The organism is Pseudomonas sp. WS 5412 (genome assembly GCF_012985615.1).
Classification (GTDB): domain Bacteria; phylum Pseudomonadota; class Gammaproteobacteria; order Pseudomonadales; family Pseudomonadaceae; genus Aquipseudomonas; species Aquipseudomonas shahriarae.
Window position 1 is genome coordinate 1 of record NZ_JAARMB010000003.1, and the last position, 16914, is coordinate 16914.

Annotated in this window: 16 protein-coding genes; 13 read left to right on the forward strand and 3 right to left on the reverse strand. The window is 62.4% G+C overall.

Annotated elements, in window-relative coordinates:
• A partial coding sequence (locus tag HBR94_RS05000; RefSeq protein WP_178112791.1) for an RHS repeat-associated core domain-containing protein occupies nt 1–959 on the forward strand: 959 nt, incomplete at its 5' end.
• A gap of 1 nt (nt 960) precedes the next feature.
• Complete coding sequence (locus HBR94_RS05005) at nt 961–1374, forward strand: hypothetical protein (protein WP_115128579.1); 414 nt, start codon at nt 961–963, stop codon at nt 1372–1374.
• 61 nt (nt 1375–1435) lie between these two features.
• On the opposite strand, the gene HBR94_RS05010 is transcribed toward HBR94_RS05005, so the two are convergent.
• Together HBR94_RS05010 and HBR94_RS05015 are read right to left on the reverse strand one after the other, a co-directional pair.
• Complete coding sequence (locus tag HBR94_RS05010; RefSeq protein WP_057441593.1) at nt 1436–2494, reverse strand: diguanylate cyclase; 1059 nt, start codon at nt 2492–2494, stop codon at nt 1436–1438.
• A gap of 118 nt (nt 2495–2612) precedes the next feature.
• Complete coding sequence (locus HBR94_RS05015) at nt 2613–3248, reverse strand: LysE family translocator (protein ID WP_057441594.1); 636 nt, start codon at nt 3246–3248, stop codon at nt 2613–2615.
• A 131-nt stretch (nt 3249–3379) separates the two neighbouring features.
• Here HBR94_RS05015 and HBR94_RS05020 point away from each other — a divergent pair, with 131 nt between their 5' ends.
• The 5 genes from HBR94_RS05020 to HBR94_RS05040 all read left to right on the forward strand — a co-directional run bounded on the left by HBR94_RS05020 (nt 3380) and on the right by HBR94_RS05040 (nt 10202).
• Nucleotides 3380–4774: a PLP-dependent aminotransferase family protein gene (locus HBR94_RS05020; protein ID WP_057960098.1), complete on the forward strand. Its 1395-nt coding sequence runs from the start codon at nt 3380–3382 to the stop codon at nt 4772–4774.
• 281 nt (nt 4775–5055) lie between these two features.
• Nucleotides 5056–6444, forward strand: coding sequence for an amidase (locus tag HBR94_RS05025; protein WP_057444291.1), 1389 nt, complete (start codon nt 5056–5058; stop codon nt 6442–6444).
• A 95-nt stretch (nt 6445–6539) separates the two neighbouring features.
• A complete protein-coding gene (locus tag HBR94_RS05030; protein ID WP_262383362.1) occupies nt 6540–7892 on the forward strand; it encodes a citrate-proton symporter in 1353 nt (450 codons plus the stop codon).
• A 92-nt stretch (nt 7893–7984) separates the two neighbouring features.
• Complete coding sequence (locus HBR94_RS05035; protein ID WP_170044309.1) at nt 7985–9307, forward strand: OprD family outer membrane porin; 1323 nt, start codon at nt 7985–7987, stop codon at nt 9305–9307.
• Nucleotides 9308–9494: 187 nt separating this feature from the next.
• A complete protein-coding gene (locus tag HBR94_RS05040; protein WP_262377274.1) occupies nt 9495–10202 on the forward strand; it encodes an alpha/beta hydrolase in 708 nt (235 codons plus the stop codon).
• A 4-nt stretch (nt 10203–10206) separates the two neighbouring features.
• Here the strand turns inward: HBR94_RS05040 and HBR94_RS05045 are convergent, their stop codons facing one another.
• Entirely contained in the window at nt 10207–11112 is a 906-nt protein-coding gene (locus HBR94_RS05045) for a LysR family transcriptional regulator (protein ID WP_057960102.1), read from the reverse strand.
• Between the two features lie 293 nt (nt 11113–11405).
• Between HBR94_RS05045 and HBR94_RS05050 the strand changes: the two genes are divergently transcribed.
• From HBR94_RS05050 to HBR94_RS05075, 6 genes are all read left to right on the forward strand, one after another.
• Complete coding sequence (locus HBR94_RS05050) at nt 11406–12173, forward strand: FCD domain-containing protein (RefSeq protein WP_057441603.1); 768 nt, start codon at nt 11406–11408, stop codon at nt 12171–12173.
• Nucleotides 12174–12322: 149 nt separating this feature from the next.
• Nucleotides 12323–13525, forward strand: a complete 1203-nt coding sequence (locus tag HBR94_RS05055; protein ID WP_170044311.1) for an ABC transporter substrate-binding protein — start codon at nt 12323–12325, stop codon at nt 13523–13525.
• A 68-nt stretch (nt 13526–13593) separates the two neighbouring features.
• Nucleotides 13594–14454 (forward strand): branched-chain amino acid ABC transporter permease, encoded by an 861-nt coding sequence (locus HBR94_RS05060; RefSeq protein WP_057960104.1) that lies wholly within the window; start codon nt 13594–13596, stop codon nt 14452–14454.
• Nucleotide 14455: 1 nt separating this feature from the next.
• A complete protein-coding gene (locus HBR94_RS05065; protein WP_115128584.1) occupies nt 14456–15466 on the forward strand; it encodes a branched-chain amino acid ABC transporter permease in 1011 nt (336 codons plus the stop codon).
• Complete coding sequence (locus tag HBR94_RS05070; protein WP_057441609.1) at nt 15463–16212, forward strand: ABC transporter ATP-binding protein; 750 nt, start codon at nt 15463–15465, stop codon at nt 16210–16212. Before HBR94_RS05065 ends, HBR94_RS05070 begins: the two co-directional genes overlap by 4 nt.
• Nucleotides 16212–16907, forward strand: a complete 696-nt coding sequence (locus HBR94_RS05075; RefSeq protein ID WP_029293283.1) for an ABC transporter ATP-binding protein — start codon at nt 16212–16214, stop codon at nt 16905–16907. Before HBR94_RS05070 ends, HBR94_RS05075 begins: the two co-directional genes overlap by 1 nt.
• Nucleotides 16908–16914 lie beyond the last annotated feature (7 nt).

Consider the following 16914-nt stretch of genomic DNA (forward strand, 5'->3'; position numbering starts at 1 on the left):
TGATCGATGGCAAGACCACCGAGTTTTTCTGGCAAGGCGACAAAGTCATCGCCGAGCACACGGCGGGGCAGCATCGCAGCTATCTCTACGAGCCTGATAGCTTCAGGCCGCTGGCCTTGCTGGAAGGCTTTGGTCCGGCCAATACCCAGGCGTTCCACTACCAACTGGACCATCTGGGTACGCCCCAGGAACTGACGAACACGGACGGCAAAATCGTCTGGTCAGCCCATTACCAAGCCTACGGAAAAATCACCCGGCTGGACGAGAGCACCGTCGATAACCCGCTGCGTTTTCAGGGGCAGTATTTCGACCGGGAAAGCGGGCTGCACTACAACCGGCATCGCTACTACAATCCGGATAACGGACGCTACCTGACGCCCGACCCGATGAAGTTGGCGGGTGGGGTGAACGGGTATTTGTATGTGCCCAACCCTACGGGGTGGGTGGATCCGTTGGGGTTGAACTCATGTCCGGGCGAACGTGAATGTACGCCGACAAATGGCATTGACGACCCGTCATTAAAGGCGTCCACAAAAAAAAACGAGCCCAAACCGCCAGCCCCAGACGAAGATGACAAGTACCTTTTTCGTGGAGATAAAATCCATCCGGACGTAGTATTCAAAGAGGGGTTCAAAAGCAAAGGAAATAGTGAAGATCTTCTTCTACACGCTTTTGACAGTGACGACCCTCCAAGCATCTTCATTAGTACGTCTGCATCTAGAGCTGTAGGAATCGAATTCGCAACAGGCTACAAAACCAAGAAAGGCTACTTATACGTTCTTAAAAGTATAGCGGGACATGACTTAAACATAGAACTAGGAAAAGCGACCCCTTACCCAAAAGAGAAAGAGTTCGCCATTCATCAAAGAATAGACCCAGAAGATATAATAGGCGTCACGCCCATTAAGGCCAATGGAAGCTATGTAGGCTACTCACTTCCAAATCCGAATAGGAAATAGAATGACCACAAAAAAAATAATCGCCAGAATCGACAATACACTTACGGAGGTAATCGTAAAGTACGATTCCAAGAAACTCACAATGACATTTTCGGAGGCTGATAATCATAAAAAAATCTATCAGGAAAAAGACATTTATGTTTGCCTTGCAAAAATAAGATCGGACTTTCCTCATATAACATTCTTATGCAAGGGGGCAAAAATAAATGTTATGCCTTCCAGAATGGCCTCACAAATGTCCGCTGGGCTTGTCGCATACGAAATGACGCTGGGCAAACAAGCCTCAAACGAAGACATAGTTCATATATTTGACTATGAAGAGAGCAATCTTACAAACAACCCTCAAGACCAAATCGATTTTTTTAAGCAGTGGCTGGCATCTTTAGGTGCAGAGGACTATGAAAAATTCAACTAACACCAACTATTGATGCTGATTAATGGGGAGTTGTGTCCTTGCCGGAGATGGCGGCGGCCCTTCAAACCGACCGCACCCACCCTCCCTGCATCGAACGCACCCGATTGCGCCCGCCGCTTTTGGCCTCATACAACGCCTGGTCGGCGTCATTCAGCCAACTGGTCGCGTCGTCGTGGGAGGCTTGGTACGGTGCCAGGCCGATGCTCAGGCTGGCGCGCAGGGTGGGGTCCTGGGCGTAGCCCAGGGAGCTGAAGCGGTCGCGCAGGGCGTCCATTACTTCGGTGGCGTGGCCCAGGGGCATGTCCGGCAGGATCACGCAAAATTCATCGCCGCCGTAACGCCCGGCCAGGTCGGTGGCACGCAGGTTCTGACGCAGGATCTTGCTCAACTGGCGTAGCACGATATCGCCGGTGACGTGGCCGTAGGTGTCGTTGATGGTCTTGAAATGGTCGATATCAATCAACGCAATGGCGGCCCCCTGCTGGCCGCCCCGGCAGCGGGCGAATTCGATTTCCAGCTGGTCTTTCCACGCGCCGTGGTTAAGCAACCCGGACAGGCTGTCGGTGCGGCTCAGGGCCAGGAGTTCGCGTTTATGCCGGGCCAGGGTGATGGCCTGGCGATAACAGATCCAGCCCAGGACCAGCGGATAGAGCATCAGGATCGGCAAGCAGGCGTAGAGTTGGGCGGGCGTGGTCAGGGCGATATAGGCCGGGGCGAACAGCAGCAGCGCCACCCCGATGCCCAGTGCCTGGGCCACCCACCCCATCAGCATAAATCGGAGGCCACCGATGGCGACGTTGTTCATAGTCATCATCGACAGGGTGGTGACGCTGGGCAGCGGGTTGAAGTGCATGGCAGCGACCCAGAAGCCGCCACAAAACGAGTCCACCAACAGGTGGCGGCGCTCGGCGCGCAGGGAGTTTTCGGCGCGGCGCGCCATTTGGTAGGCCAGGTGCGGCCAGGCGAAGGCGTTGATCAGCATCCAGGCCCAGACCCAGCCAGGCGGGTCCAGTGGGTACATGCCGGCCGATACACAGACAAAGCCGAGCGTCAGCCCCAGGGTCCGAGATTTGTACAGGCGTTTGGCGAGCGGAAGTCCTTTTCCTCCTGCGGCTGACATGATCTGGCTGATCCTGGATGAATGCTGAAAGTCTATCAGGGCAAAGGCAAATAGCCAGTACCGCTCAGACAGTTACTGCAGACGCCAATCGCCTTGCCAAACCCTTGACGCCAGCGGACTAGCTGGAGAAACCGCGGGCCAACAACATCGCCACCGCCAGCAGCAATACTGCCGTGACCTTCTGCAACAGCACACGTTTGCGCGGCGACTCGAGCACATGCTTGATGCGTTGGCCGAAGTAGCAATACAGGCAGCCGCTAGCGAATTGCAGAATCAGGAATGTCAGGCCGAGGATCGCGATGTCACCGGCGGCGCTGTCCTGCCCGACGGCGGCAAACTGCGGGAACACGGCGCTGAACAGGATGATTGCCTTGGGGTTGGACAGGCCGGTCAGCAAGCCCTTGCCGAACAGGCCGCGGGGCGTCTCCGGCCCGTGCCCGGCGGCGGTGATCTGCACGCCGCTGCTGGTCCACTGCTTGTAGGCCAGGTACAGAATATAGGCCACGCCCACCAGTTGGATGCCCTGGGTAATCAGCGGGTAGCCCTTGATCAGCTCGGAAAAGCCCACGGCAAAGACCAGGATCGAAATCAGGTACGACACGCTGGCGCCGAACTGGGCCGGCAAGGAGTGCCGCAGGCCGTCCTTGAGACCCAGGCTCAGCAGCAGCAAGGTCATCGGGCCGGGGCTGAAGGCCAGGGTGCTGCACAACACCAGAAAATACAGAAAGGAAGACAGCGTAAGGGCGGTGACCATGGTGGGTAATTTCGCGGCGGGGAGGAATGTTGCGCAGTCTAGGGCGCGAATTCCGTGTCGGGCAGGTAAACTCGGCGGTTATTCACGCAGGCTTTACCGGTAAAGTGACCGGCAAACTTCAGGACGTCGCAATGGCCCTTCCGCAGATCCACTTTCATGAGCACGCCCCCAAGGTCCAGCAGATCGTCGAAGCGTTCGCCCGTGCCATCGAACAAGGCGAATTGGCCGCCGGCAGCAAACTGCCGTCGGTGCGTGAGCTGGGGGCGCAGTTGGGTGTCGGAAAATTCACCATCAATGAAGCCCTGGACCGTCTGCGCGGCCAACATCTGCTGACCTCGCGCCAAGGCCGTGGGCACTTTGTGGCCCAGCGCCAGACGCAGCCGTCGTCGAGCAACTGGGTGGACTTGCTGCCCCAGGATTTGCTCAGTGTGCTGCGCCGCCCCATGCTAACCGGCCAGGGCGAGCTACGCCCCGGTGGCGGGCATCTGCCCGAAGACTGGCTCGACTCCGAGGCCATGCGCCAGGCCCTGCGCAGTGTGGTGCGGGCCCCTTCCCTGCGGGTTGCCGGCATGGGTACGCCAGCGGGTTTCCTGCCCCTGCGCCAGGCACTGCAACAAAAACTGCAGGGCGATGGCCTGGCGGTGCCGGTGGAACAGATCATCACCACGCCCAGCACCCTGCAAGGCCTGGACATGTTGATGCGCCTGCTGGCGCGCCCCGGTGACACGGTGCTGCTGGATGCACCGTGCTATTTCAACTTCCACGCCAACCTGGCACTGCACGGGGTCAAGGTGCTGACACTGCCGCGCGGCCCGGACGGGCTCGACCTGGCGGCCCTGGAGCAGTTGCTCGCCGAGGCCCGGCCCAGCCTGTATGTGACCACCAGCATCCTGCACAACCCCACCGGCCATTCCTTCAGTGCAGCCCAGGCCTTTGGCTTGCTGCAACTGATGCGTCAGTATCACTGCCATATCATCGAGGACGACCTCTACGGCGACCTGCACCCCAACCCGCCGCCCCGCCTGGCGGCACTTGCCGGGTTGGAGCAGGTGACGTACCTGTCGGGCTTCTCGAAAACCCTCAGCGCCAATACCCGGATGAGCTATGTGGTGGCCGCACCGCAACTGGCGGCCAACCTGACCAATATGAAGTTGATGAGCGGCGGCGTGACCTCGGAGCTGTTCGAGCAACTGGTCTACCGCCTGCTCAGCGAGGGCAGCTATGCGCGGCACCGCAAGCGCATGGTCCAGCGCCTGCTGGAAGCCGGTGCGCGGGTGGAACAGTGGTTGCGCCGCTGTGGCTGTGAGCTGCCCATGGGGTATGAGGCCGGGATGTTTCTCTGGGCGCGTCTGCCGGCCGGGGTTAACGCTGAACAATTGGCCGAGGCCGGGCTCAAGCGCGGCATGGTGTTGGCGCCGGGGGCGTTGTTTGGGTATGAGTCGGGGATGGGCGAGTTTATGCGTTTCAATGTGGCGCACTGTGACGATCCACGGGTCCGGCAAGCCATCGAGCCATTGTTGCGCTGATCCAGTGTGGGAGCGGGCTTGCTCGCGAAGACGTCGGCCCAGCAAACATTGATGTTGACTGACCTACTGCTTTCGCGAGCAAGCCCGCTCCCACAGGGGATCTGCGCTTAACTGACGGGCATTAGGGCTTGCCGGCTCCCACAGTCGTGACAATTGAGTGCACACAAAAACGCAACACTGCACCGCTTCGAATGTGATGGTCGCTGCCCCCCAGGGTTTATATAGTCGGGTCCAACAGCCACCCGCCATGAGCCCCAGGGCCCATCACCAGGAAGCGCTCAATGACCGACCTTCACGACCTCACGGCCGCGCAATTGCTGGCGCATTTCGCCAGTCGCCAGCTCTCCCCCATCGACTACTACGATCACCTGCTGGGCCATATCGACCGCTGGGAGCCGCAGATCCGCGCCCTGTATGCCTTCGATCCCGAGCAGGTGCGCCGGGAAGCCCAGGCCTCCACCGAGCGCTGGAACAAAGGCCAGCCCAATGGCGTGCTCGATGGCGTGCCCGTGACCATCAAGGAACTGGTGGCTACCGAAGGCACGCCGATTCCCCTCGGCAGCGCCGCCACCCGCCTGACCCCGGCCCTCAGGGACGCCCCGCCCGCCGCGCGGATGCGGGAAGCCGGGGCGATTGTGCTGGCCAAGACCACTGTCCCGGATTTCGGCATGCTCTCCTCCGGCCTGTCGAGCTTCCATGGCATCACCCGCAACCCGTGGAACACGGCCAACAACACCGGCGGTTCCAGCTCGGGGGCTGCCGCTGCGGCCGCCGCCGGTTACGGGCCACTGCATATCGGCACCGACATCGGCGGCTCGGTGCGCTTGCCCGCCGCCTGGTGCGGCCTGGTGGGGTTCAAGCCGACCCTGGGGCGTATCCCGATTGACCCGTACTACACCGGGCGCACCGCCGGGCCCATGACCCGCACGGTGGACGACTGCGTGCTGATGATGCAGCACCTGGCCCGCCCCGATGCCCGCGACGCCACCAGCCTGCCGCCGCTCACCAGCGAATGGAGCAACCAGCCGCTGTCGGTCAAGGGCCTGCGCGTCGGCCTGATGCTGGAACCCGGCGCCGGCCTGCAACCGGAAGGTTTCGTGTGTGAGGCGGTGGAACACGCCGCGCGCCTGTTCGAAGCCCATGGCGCCAAGGTCACGCTGATCCCGCCGATCATGGACCGCGCCCAGCTCGACGGCCTCGACCAATTCTGGCGCGCCCGGCAATGGGGCGACCTGTCGGCGTTGAGCAGCGAGCAATTCGATAAGGTCTTGCCGTACATCCGCGACTGGGCCGCGCCCGGTGCCGACATCAGCGGCGTGCAGGCGGTGCAGGGGTTCAACCAGACCTTCGAGATGCGCCGCCGCGCCGCACAGGCCTTCAGCGACCTGGACCTGATCCTGTCGCCCACCAACCAGGTCAACGCGTTCCCCGCCGAATGGCCGTCACCGAGCAATGACCCGCAATTACCGTTCGAACACATCGTGTTCACCGTGCCCTGGAACATGGGCGAGCAACCGGCGCTGTCGATCAACTGTGGTTTCGCCGCCGATGGCATGCCCATCGGCCTGCAGATGATCGCACCGCGTTTTGCCGATATCTGGCTGCTGCAAATCGCAAAAACCTATGAGAGCTGGCGTGGCGCAATCCACCAATGGCCGAACCCGAACTGACCTTGACGCTGTAACTGAACTGCCCACCCACACGCCTGTTCCCTGGCCACAAGGCCGGGGTCTGGACGACCTATAACTAAAATCGAGGGGCTGGTATGCACACTGAACAATTGACTCGCGAGGGTCCCGAGCACACACCCGAAACGCCATCGCCGGACGCCGGTCGCAAGAGCATCTTCGCTGTGGTCTTGGGTAATGCCGTGGAGTTTTTCGACTTTGGGGTCTACGCGACCTTCGCGGTGATGATCGGCCATACGTTTTTCCCGTCCGACAGCGCCTTCGTCAGCTTGATGCTCTCGGTCACGGCCTTTGGCATCGGCTTTATCGTGCGGCCCCTGGGCGCGGTGCTGATTGGCGCCTACGCCGACCGCGTGGGGCGCAAGCCGGCGATGTTGTTGACCCTGGTGATGATGGCGGTGGGCACCGGCAGTATTGCGATATTGCCCGGCTACGAGACCATCGGGATTGCCGCGCCGATCCTGCTGGTGGTCACCCGCATGATTCAGGGCCTGGCCTGGGGCGGTGAAGCCGGCCCCGCCACCACCTATATCCTGGAAGCCGCGCCGCCGCACAAACGCGGCACCTATGCCTGCTGGCAAGTGGTCGCCCAGGGCGTCGCCGCCATGGCCGCCGGGCTGGTGGGTTACACCCTGACCAAAGTCATGTCCCCCGAAGACCTCAACAGCTGGGGCTGGCGCGTGCCGTTCGTGTTTGGCCTGCTGGTGTTGCCGATTGGTATCTATATCCGCCGCAACCTGGCCGAGACCTTCCACGGCCAGGGCGAAACCACCAGCACCGGCGACCTGGTGCGCGAAGTCTGCGGCAAGCATCGGTGCGCCCTGGTACTGGGCCTGCTGATCCTTTCGGGCAGCACCATCACCCAGTACTTCCTCAACTACATGACCACCTTTGCCCTGACTGAGCTGAAGCTGCCCACCAGTATTTCCATGCTCTCGACCCTGGTGGCCGGTGCGGCCATGGCGGTGTGCGCAGTGGCTGGCGGCATGTTGTGCGACCGTTTCGGGCGCCGGGTGATCCTGATGACGCCCCGGGTGGTGCTGTTGCTGATCCTGTTCCCGGCCTTGCAATTGATGACCGAACACCCCAGCCCGTCGACCTTCCTCCTGACCCTGGCGCTGCTGTCCGGCCTGCATGGCATGAGCGGCGCGGCGTTGATCGTGTTGCTGGTGGAAAGCTTCCCCAAATCCGTGCGCTCCACCGGTTTCTCTATCGTCTACGCCTTTGGTGTGGCGGCGTTTGGCGGCACCGCACAGATCATCATCACCTGGCTGATCGGCACCACGGGCGACCCGATGTCACCGGTGTGGTACCTGCTGATCGCCAACCTGGTGTGCCTCACCGCCGCCTGGTTCGCCAAGGAAACCCGGCCTGTGCTGCCCGGCACCCCGGCCCGCGAAACCCGGCTCAGAGAAGCCCCGGTTCGCTGATCGCTTTATCCCTACTGTGGCAAGACCGCTTGCCACAGGTACTGTGCCCGGCCTCAGCGGTCGCCTTACTCTTCTTTGTGTGGGGATTCACCATGTATCCACGTCTTTTCCTGGCCGCCGCCCTGGCGTCCGGTACCCAGGCTTTTGCTCAAGAAAACGCCCAGGCCAGCGCCCCCGGCTTTATCGACGGCAGCAGCCTGGACCTGAACCTGCGTCACTACTACTCCAACCAGCACACCCAGCGCAGCACCTACCTGAGCATCCAGAAACCCGCCGGCATCGAACGCACCCGCGTGCGCGAAACCTGGGTGCAGACCGCCATGCTCAAGTACAGCTCCGGCTACACCCAGGGCGTGATTGGCGTGGGGGTCGATGTCGGCGTATTCAGCGCGGTCAACCTGCAGCGCGGGCATGGCAAGGTGGCCAATGGCGGTGACCGCGTGCTGGTGGACAGCGACGGCGATGCGATCCCGACCTGGAGCCGGCTGGGGGTGGGCGATGTGCGGTTTCGCCTGTCCAACACCGAGTTCAAGGCCGGGCGCTTGATGACCGATAACCCGATCCTGCGCTACAAGGACAACCGCGCCCTGCCCTCCAGCTTCCAGGGCGTGGGCCTGTACAGCAACGAACGGGACTGGCTGTCGGTGCAGGGCGGCAGCTTCGACCGGGCCATCCCGCGCACCGGCACCGGCGCCGAACGGCTGACCACCACCTTTGGCAACCGCGCCTACAGCGGCGCGCGCATCAGCTACCTGGGGGCCACGCTCAAGCCGGGCTACGGCCTGGAAGCCAGCCTCTACGGCTCGCGCTTCGAGGACATGTGGGACCAGTACTACCTGGGGCTGACCCACCGTATCGGCGACAAAAACGCGGTGGCGCTCAAGACCGCCCTGCACTACTACCACACCCAGGATTCCGGCCAGCAGCGCCTGGGTTACATCGACAACGACGCCGCCAGCCTGGCCGTGACCGCCAACCACCAGGCCCACAGCCTGACCCTGGCCTGGCAACAGGTGTTCGGCAACGAGTACTTCGACTATGTGTGGGAGTCCACCGGCAACTACATGGCCAACTCGCTGTACTCGGACTACAACGGCCCCAACGAAAAATCCTGGCAACTGCGCTACGACCTCGACCTGGCCGCCAGCCTGTGGCACGCCAAGGGTTGGGGCATCGACGGCACGCACTACGAGGGGGATCGCAACGGCCACAACACCGGCTACAACGTGCGCGGCCTGGATAACGCCAAGCACAATGAAAACGGCTTGATGCTAGCCTACGTGGTGCAATCGGGGAAATTGAAGAACACCGTACTGCGCACCATCGTCTACAACCACCGCGCCAGCGGCGGTCAAATTGACGGCAGCTACGACGAGTTCCGGATCGTCGGCAACTTCCCCTTCAACCTGTTCTGACACCCGCCCGTCGGCACCAGTCAATGCCGACGGGTAATATTCAGAATTCTTACACCCTGCATGAGACTGCTCCGGCATTGGCTCGCCGCCGCGCTTGGTAAAAAGCCTGTCCCCTACGGACGGTTACCCAGGAACGCGGATGAAACCTTTGAAAGCAGCAGCGCTTTGCATCATCAGTGGATGGTTAATGCTCTTGAGTTCCCCCGGCCATGCCGCACCGCCGGGTATCGAGTGGCTGGTGGATTGCCCGCGCCTGCCCGGGCGGGCCCTTGACCAGGAGGTGATGGCACGCACCCAGTGCGGCATCGTCACCGTGCCGCAAAACCATCAGGCCGCGGACACACGCACGTTGCGCCTGACCCTCACCCGGGTCGGTGCCCGTCAGCCCCTGGAGCGTCGGGGTGTGATCTTCACCCGCCCGGCTACCGCACAAGCGGATTTGCGCGGGGTGTTCGCGGTGCACCTGGCCACAGTCTGGAAGTACTACAACACCGAGGCGTACCGCACGCTGACCCAGTTCTACGATGTCATCGAGTTGAGCCCGCGCAACGCCCGCACAGCAGCCGACAACGAGCAATCGGCCTGGGACATGGAGTTTGTACGCCAGCAACTGGGTGAGCAACGGATCAGCTTCCTGGGCATCGCCCAAGGCAACGTGCTCGGTGCCGGCTACGCCGGGCTGTTTGCCGATCGCATCGAACGCATGGTGCTGGTAGAGCCCGATGAGGCTGCCACCCCTGCGTTCGAATCCCTGCCCGCCACATTGCGGCTCAAGGGGCCTTATCTACAGGGCAGTTCCGTCGTCGATGCCAGCCGCTGCGTAAATCGTTGGGCGGGTGTCTACCTGGCACACGGCAGGCAGCCACCGCCGGCAAGCGACTGCCTGGGCAACTGAGGCTTCAGTCCACCAGCGCACAACGCTGCATCGCGCTGGCCAGCATTTCCTGGCACTTGAGCACCGCCACCGAGCGCGGCCGGTTGCGGTACCCGCACAGGTCGATGCGGATTCGCCCCAGGTGCTCATCGGCAATCGGCACCGCCACCAGGCCATCGCCCAGGTCGCGGGCGTCGGCATCCACCTGGGGCAGGATCAACACCGCCGCCCGTTGCCGGGCCAGGCTCTTCTGCACTTCCAGGGAGCTGGTGGTAAACACCGGCTGGATCGTCACTCCTCGTTTTTTTGCTGCCATCTCCAGGGCCTGGCGCACGCCGTACGCCGAGTCAGGAATGGCCAGGGGCTGGCCCTCAAGTTCGCGCAGTTCGATGCTGTCGCGCTGGGCAAAGGGGTGCTCGGCACTGACCAGCACCCGGTGCCACAACTCGCATTGTGCGGTGACTTCCACGTCGGCCCGTTCCTGCAGATAGAACGCCAGGCCCAGGTCGGCCTCGCCACTGCACAGGGCGTCGAGGGTGGCCGAGGCGCTGGCGATCACGATATTGAAGGTGACCTTGGGGTGCGCCCGGTAGAACGCCGCAAGCACCGGCGCCAGCACTGTGGAAACGATACTTTCTGACACATGGATGCTGATGTTACCCGCCACCTGACTCTGCCGGCTGGCGATCACATCGCGCACCTGATCGAGGCCGCGCAGGGTGCTGGTGACCTGCTCGGCCAGGCACTCACCCTCCACCGTCAGGCGGATACCGCGCGGGCCGCGCTCAATCAGGGCGGCGCCAAAGAAGTGTTCGAGGTGTTCAATCTGCCGGCTGACGGCAGTGGGCGTGACGTACAAACGCTCGGCCGCCTTACGCAACGAGGCGCAGCGCGCCACCTCGTGAAAATACCGCAAGGCTCGTAATTGCATGCTTGGGTGCTCCTGCACAAAGACTGGAGAGCTATGGCAGGCAATTACTGCGCCAGGCTCAGATTTTATGAGCACGACACATCAACTGTGGGAGGGGGCTTGCTCGCGAATGCAGTGGGTCAGTGATGGATATGTCGGCTGATACACCGCATTCGCGAGCAAGCCCGCTCCCACATGGGGGCATGGACGTGGTTTACGACCTGTTTTAACTGAAAACGACCCCTGCCGTTGACGCCCCGCCCCAACCCCTATTAAGTGCTATTTATCCGCATTAATACGATAAATAGAAAACCATGCTCAGCCGCCCCCTGCGACGCAAACGCCAGAAGCTTTCCGATGTGATTGTCGAGTCGGTCAAGCGCTCGATCGTCACCGATGCCTTGAAGCCCGGCGACCGCTTGCCCACCGAGCGCGAATTGATGGAGAGCTTCCAATGCTCCAAGGGCTCGGCCCGCGAAGCGCTCAAGGCCCTGGAGGTCGAAGGCCTGGTCAGCACCCGCACCGGCCCTACCGGTGGCGCGTACCTGAACCAGGCCGGCACGGAGCCGGCCAGCCGCGCCTTGCGCAACTACCTGCACTTCCAGCACCTGGATGGCGAGCAGGTGTATCAACTGCGCAAGGTAATCGAGGTGGAACTGGCAGTGTCAGTGCTGGGCCGCTTGAGCGAAGACGACTATCGCGCCCTGCAAGACAACGTGGACTTTTGCAGCGCGCCGGAAGACAGCGAGGCCGGCCAGCGCGAGCAGCGCCTGGCGGAGCTGGAGTTCCACAACCTGCTGGCCAGGGCCTGCCCCAATCCGCTGCTGAGTTTTATGGCGCAGTTCCTCAACGACCTGCTGCGCGACCTGGTGGTGCTGAAAAAAGCCTACAAGCCCAAGCGCAAGCAATTCGACGCGGCCAACCTGGACTATCACAAGCAACTGCTGAGCGCGTTTCGCGCCAACGATGAAGCCGCCGTGCGCAGCCTGATGCATGAACACATGTGCGACGCCGAACACCACATGACCGCGCTGGAAGGCCAGGTCAGCCCACACTTTTTGCTGGAGTTCGACCACTCCTGAAAACACCCCAAATCCCCTGTAGGAGCTGGCTTGCCTGCGCCTACAGTTTTGACCGTGTTTCACCTCAATAAAAAAGGCCTGCCCACAGGCCGTGCTCCACCGTATCGCCATTGCCACTCCTGCCAATAACTAAACCAGGGAGTCACCCCATGCAGCGTCGTACGTTGTTGAAAGCCAGCCTCACCGCCGCCGCCGCGCTCAGCCTTCCGCTGGGCGTGCGCAGTGCATTCGCCGCCGAACCGTTTACCTTTTACGGCCTCAAGTCCATGTCTGGCGCCTTTGCCAGCTATGGCAAGTTTGCCGACATGGGTTCACGCCTGGCGGTGGCCCAGTACCCCGAACTCCTCGGGCGCCCACTGAACTACAAGGTGATCGACACCGAAGGCAACGCCGGCAAGGCGGTGCGCAAGGTCCAGGAGGCGATCGGCCAGGACGGCGCGCGGTTCTTCCAGGGCTGCACCCTGTCGTCCTCGGCACTGGCAGTGGCCAAGGAAGTGGACAAGGTTGGCGGTGTGTTCATGACCCCGGTGGGCGCTGACGAAGTCACCGGCAAGGACTGCAACAGTGCGACCTTCCGCTGGTCGGTGCCCACCTATGGCGCGATCCGCGAAACCCTGGTGCCGCTGATCAAGCTGCTGCCCGAGGCCAAGCGCTGGTACACCATCACCCCGCAATACGTGTTCGGCGAAGCCTTGCTCGAAGGCGCCAAGAGCGTGCTGGCCGAAAACGGCCTGGAGCATGTGGGCAACAGCTATCACTCATTGCAGGAACAGGAATTCTCCGGCTACCTGACCAACGCCATCGCCGCCCGGCCCGACGTGCTGGTGTTGCTGAATTTCGGCAGCCAGTCCTCCAACACCCTGCGCCAGGCCGTCAACTTCGGTATCAAGGAGCGCATGAAAGTGCTGCTGGTGTGGTCCGCCGGACTCGACCAGTTCCAGGAACTGGGCAGTGATGTACTCGAAGGCGTGTACCTCGGCGCGCAGTATTGGCACCAGGTCGATACCCCACTCAACCGTGAGCTGGTCAAGCTGACCCAGGCCAAATACGGGATCAACCCCACCTACCCGCTGGCCGCTGACTACATCAGCACCAAAGTCATGATCGACACCATCAAGGCCACCGGCAGCTTCGACGGCCCCACCGTGGCCAAGGCCATGCAGGGCCTGAGCTACGACGGCCCGACCGGCAAGGAAACGATCCGCGCCGGCGACCACCAGGTGATCAAGGATTACTACCTGCTGGTGGGCAAGGCCACGGGCGACATGGCCGACAAGGATGACCTGGCCAAAGTCCTCAGCTCCGGCCAGTCGTTCCCACCGGTAGAAGCCACGGGCTGCAAGCTCGGCTGATCCGCCCACTTTCACCGGTAACACACGACAGGGCCGTTGACCGCGGCCGCCTGTTGGAGGATTCCTGCATGCTCAATCTTTACCTGTTCCAGATTCTCAATGGCCTGGGCCTGGGGATGATCTACTTCCTGATTGCGGTCGGGCTGACGATCATTTTCGGCCTGCTGAACTTCGTCAACTTCGCCCACGGCGCGTTTTTTTTGCTGGGGGCGTACATCTGCTACACCGCCGTCAGCCTCACCGAAAGCTTCTGGCTGGCCCTGCTGATCGCGCCGCTGGTGGTGGCCGCGCTGGCGTGGCTGATCGAGCGATTATTGATCCAGCGGATCTACCACCTGCCGCACATGTTCCAGATCCTCGTGACCCTGGGTATCGCGCTGATCATCCAGGAAGCCAGCGTGATGATCTGGGGCCCGGTGGGCAAAAGCGTCGCCGTGCCGGAACTGCTGCGCGGGGTGCTGGTGGTCGGCGACTTCGTGTACCCCTACTACCGCCTGTTTTTGATTGTGTTCTCGGGGCTGGTGGGCCTGGGCCTGTGGCTGCTGCTGGAGCGCACGCGCTTTGGCGCCCTGGTGCGGGCCGGCAGTGAAAGTACCGAGACCGTGTCGCTGCTGGGCACCAATATTTTCCGCCTGTTCTCCATGACCTTCGCCCTCGGCGTGGCCCTGGCCGGGATCGCCGGGGTGCTGTTTGCCCCGTTGCGTGGCGCCCAGCCCTTTGTCGGCCCGGAGATCCTCGGCATCGCCTTTGTGGTGGTGGTGATCGGTGGCATGGGCTCGTTCGGCGGCGCCCTGGTGGGCGGCCTGCTGGTGGGCGTGGTGCAGAGCCTGATGACCACCCTGTGGCCCCAAGGCGCGAGCCTGATGATCTACGGCGCCATGGCCGTGGTGATTCTGGTACGCCCTTACGGCCTGTTCGGGAGAGCCTGACATGAGCGAGAAAAATCCCCTGCCGTTTGCTAAAACTCAATCCAAGGCCATGTTGCTGTGGGTGCTGGCGGTACTGATCGGCCTGCCGTTGATCCTGCCCTCGGCAACCCTGGCCACCGAGATCCTGATCTTTGCCCTCGCCGCCCTGGCCTGCAACCTGTTGCTGGGCTACACCGGGCTGCTGTCGTTCGGCCAAGGCATCTTCTTCGGCGCCGGTGCCTATTGCGCCGCCTTGCTGATGATCCACCTGCAACTGGGCCTGTTCAGCGCGCTACTCGGCGCGGCCCTGGTCGGCGGGTTCCTGGCCTTCCTGGTGGGTGCCCTGGCGATCCGCCGCACCGGCATCTATTTCGTGATGCTGACCTTGGCTTTCAGCCAGATGGCCTACTTCCTGGCCTACACCCTGAGCGACTGGACCGGTGGCGACAACGGCCTGCTCAGTGTGCCGCGCCCGGAAATCCGTATCGGTGACACAGTGCTGCTGTCCCTGGCCGACGCCCGGGTGTTCTATGGCTTTGTCGCGGTGCTGTTCCTGCTGATCTTTATCGGCGCGCGCCGGGTGATCGCCTCGCCGTTCGGCAGCACGCTGATGGCGATCCGCGAAAACGAAACCCGCGCCTCGGCCATCGGCTACGACACGCGCCACTTCAAGATCCTGGTGTTTGTGCTGTCTGGCGCGGTCACCGGGATCGCCGGGGCGCTGTACGCCATGCTCCTGCACTTTGTGCCGCTGTCCAACATCGACCTGGTGATGTCGGAAAACATCCTGATCATGACCATCGTCGGCGGCACCGGCTCGCTGTTCGGCTCGCTGCTGGGGGCCGGTTCCATCGTGCTGCTGGGGGACTTTCTCTCCGATCTGTGGCCGCGCTGGCTGATGCTGCTGGGGGTGATCCTGATCCTGGTGGTGATCTTTATGCGTGGAGGCTTGTGGGGCGGCCTGTCGGCGCTGTTCGAACGTGTGCGTGGCAGCCGCAAGGCCGCCGCCGTGACCAAGGAGGAGCTGCTATGAGCATCCTGTTGGAAACCAAAGACCTGGAACTGGCCTACGGCGCCTTCCATGCCGTCAACGGCGTCAACCTCAAGGTCGAAGCCGGCACCATCCACACCATTATCGGCCCCAACGGCGCCGGCAAGACCAGCCTGTTTCACTGCCTGACCGGCGAACGCCAGGCCACCGCCGGGGCGATTCATTTCGACGGCCAGAACCTGATGCGCAAGCCGGCCCACAGCCGCGTCGGCCTGGGCATGGCGCGTTCGTTCCAGCTCACCAGCCTGTTCCAGAACCTCAGCGTGCGCGAAAACCTGCGCCTGGCCGCCCAGGGCCGTGACGGCGCACGCGCCCTGAACTTCTGGCGCCGCGTGGACAGTAAGCGTGAACACCTGGAGATGGCCGACCAGGTCCTGGAGCGTCTGCAACTCACCGCCCGCGCCGAGACCCTGGCCGGCGAACTGTCCCACGGCCAGCAGCGTGTGCTGGAGGTGGGCATGTCGATCTGCTCCAAGCCCAAGCTGTTGATGCTCGACGAGCCCACGTCGGGCATGGGCATCGACGACATCCCAATCATGACCCAACTGATCAGCGACCTGGGCCGCGACCATACGGTGCTGCTGATCGAGCACAACATGAGCATCGTCATGTCCATCAGCCAACGCATCACTGTGATGAGCCACGGGCAGATCCTGGTCGAGGGCACACCGGAATTCGTGCGCGCCGACGAGCGCGTGCGCAGTGCTTACCTGGGGGAGGCCGCCTGATGCTGACCGTCGACAATATCCATTCCTACTACGACAAGAGCCACGTCCTCGAGGGCGTGTCCCTGACTGTCAATCCCGGCGAACTGGTGACCCTGCTCGGCCGTAACGGCGCCGGCAAGACCACCACCCTGCGCAGCATCCTGGGGATTATCTGCCCGCGCCAGGGGCAGATTCACTTCAACGGCAAACCGTTGGTGGGGCAGAAAATCTTTGAAATTGCCCGCCAGGGATTAGCGCTGGTGCCGGAGAACCGCGGGATTTTCCGCCTGCTTACGGTCGAGGAAAACCTGCGCATCGCCGTGCGCAAGACCAGCCGTTGGCAGATGGAGGACGTGTACGCGATGTTCCCGCGCCTCAAGGAGCGGCGCAAAAACGCCGGGCATGCGTTGTCCGGTGGCGAGCAGCAGATGCTCGCCATCGCCCGCGCCCTGCTCAACGATCCCAAGCTGCTGATCCTCGACGAACCCACCGAGGGCCTGGCCCCGGTGATCGTCGACGAACTGGTGAAGATCCTGCGCAAGATCAAGGACGACGGCCTGCCAGTGCTGCTGGTGGAGCAGAACCTATTGGTCTGCGACAAGCTCGCCGACCGCCACTACGTACTCGAACAGGGCCGCGTGGTCTACGAAGGCAGCGCCGAGGCGTTTCGCGCCGACCCGACGATCAAGAACCGCTACCTGGCCCTGAGTGCCTGACCGGAGA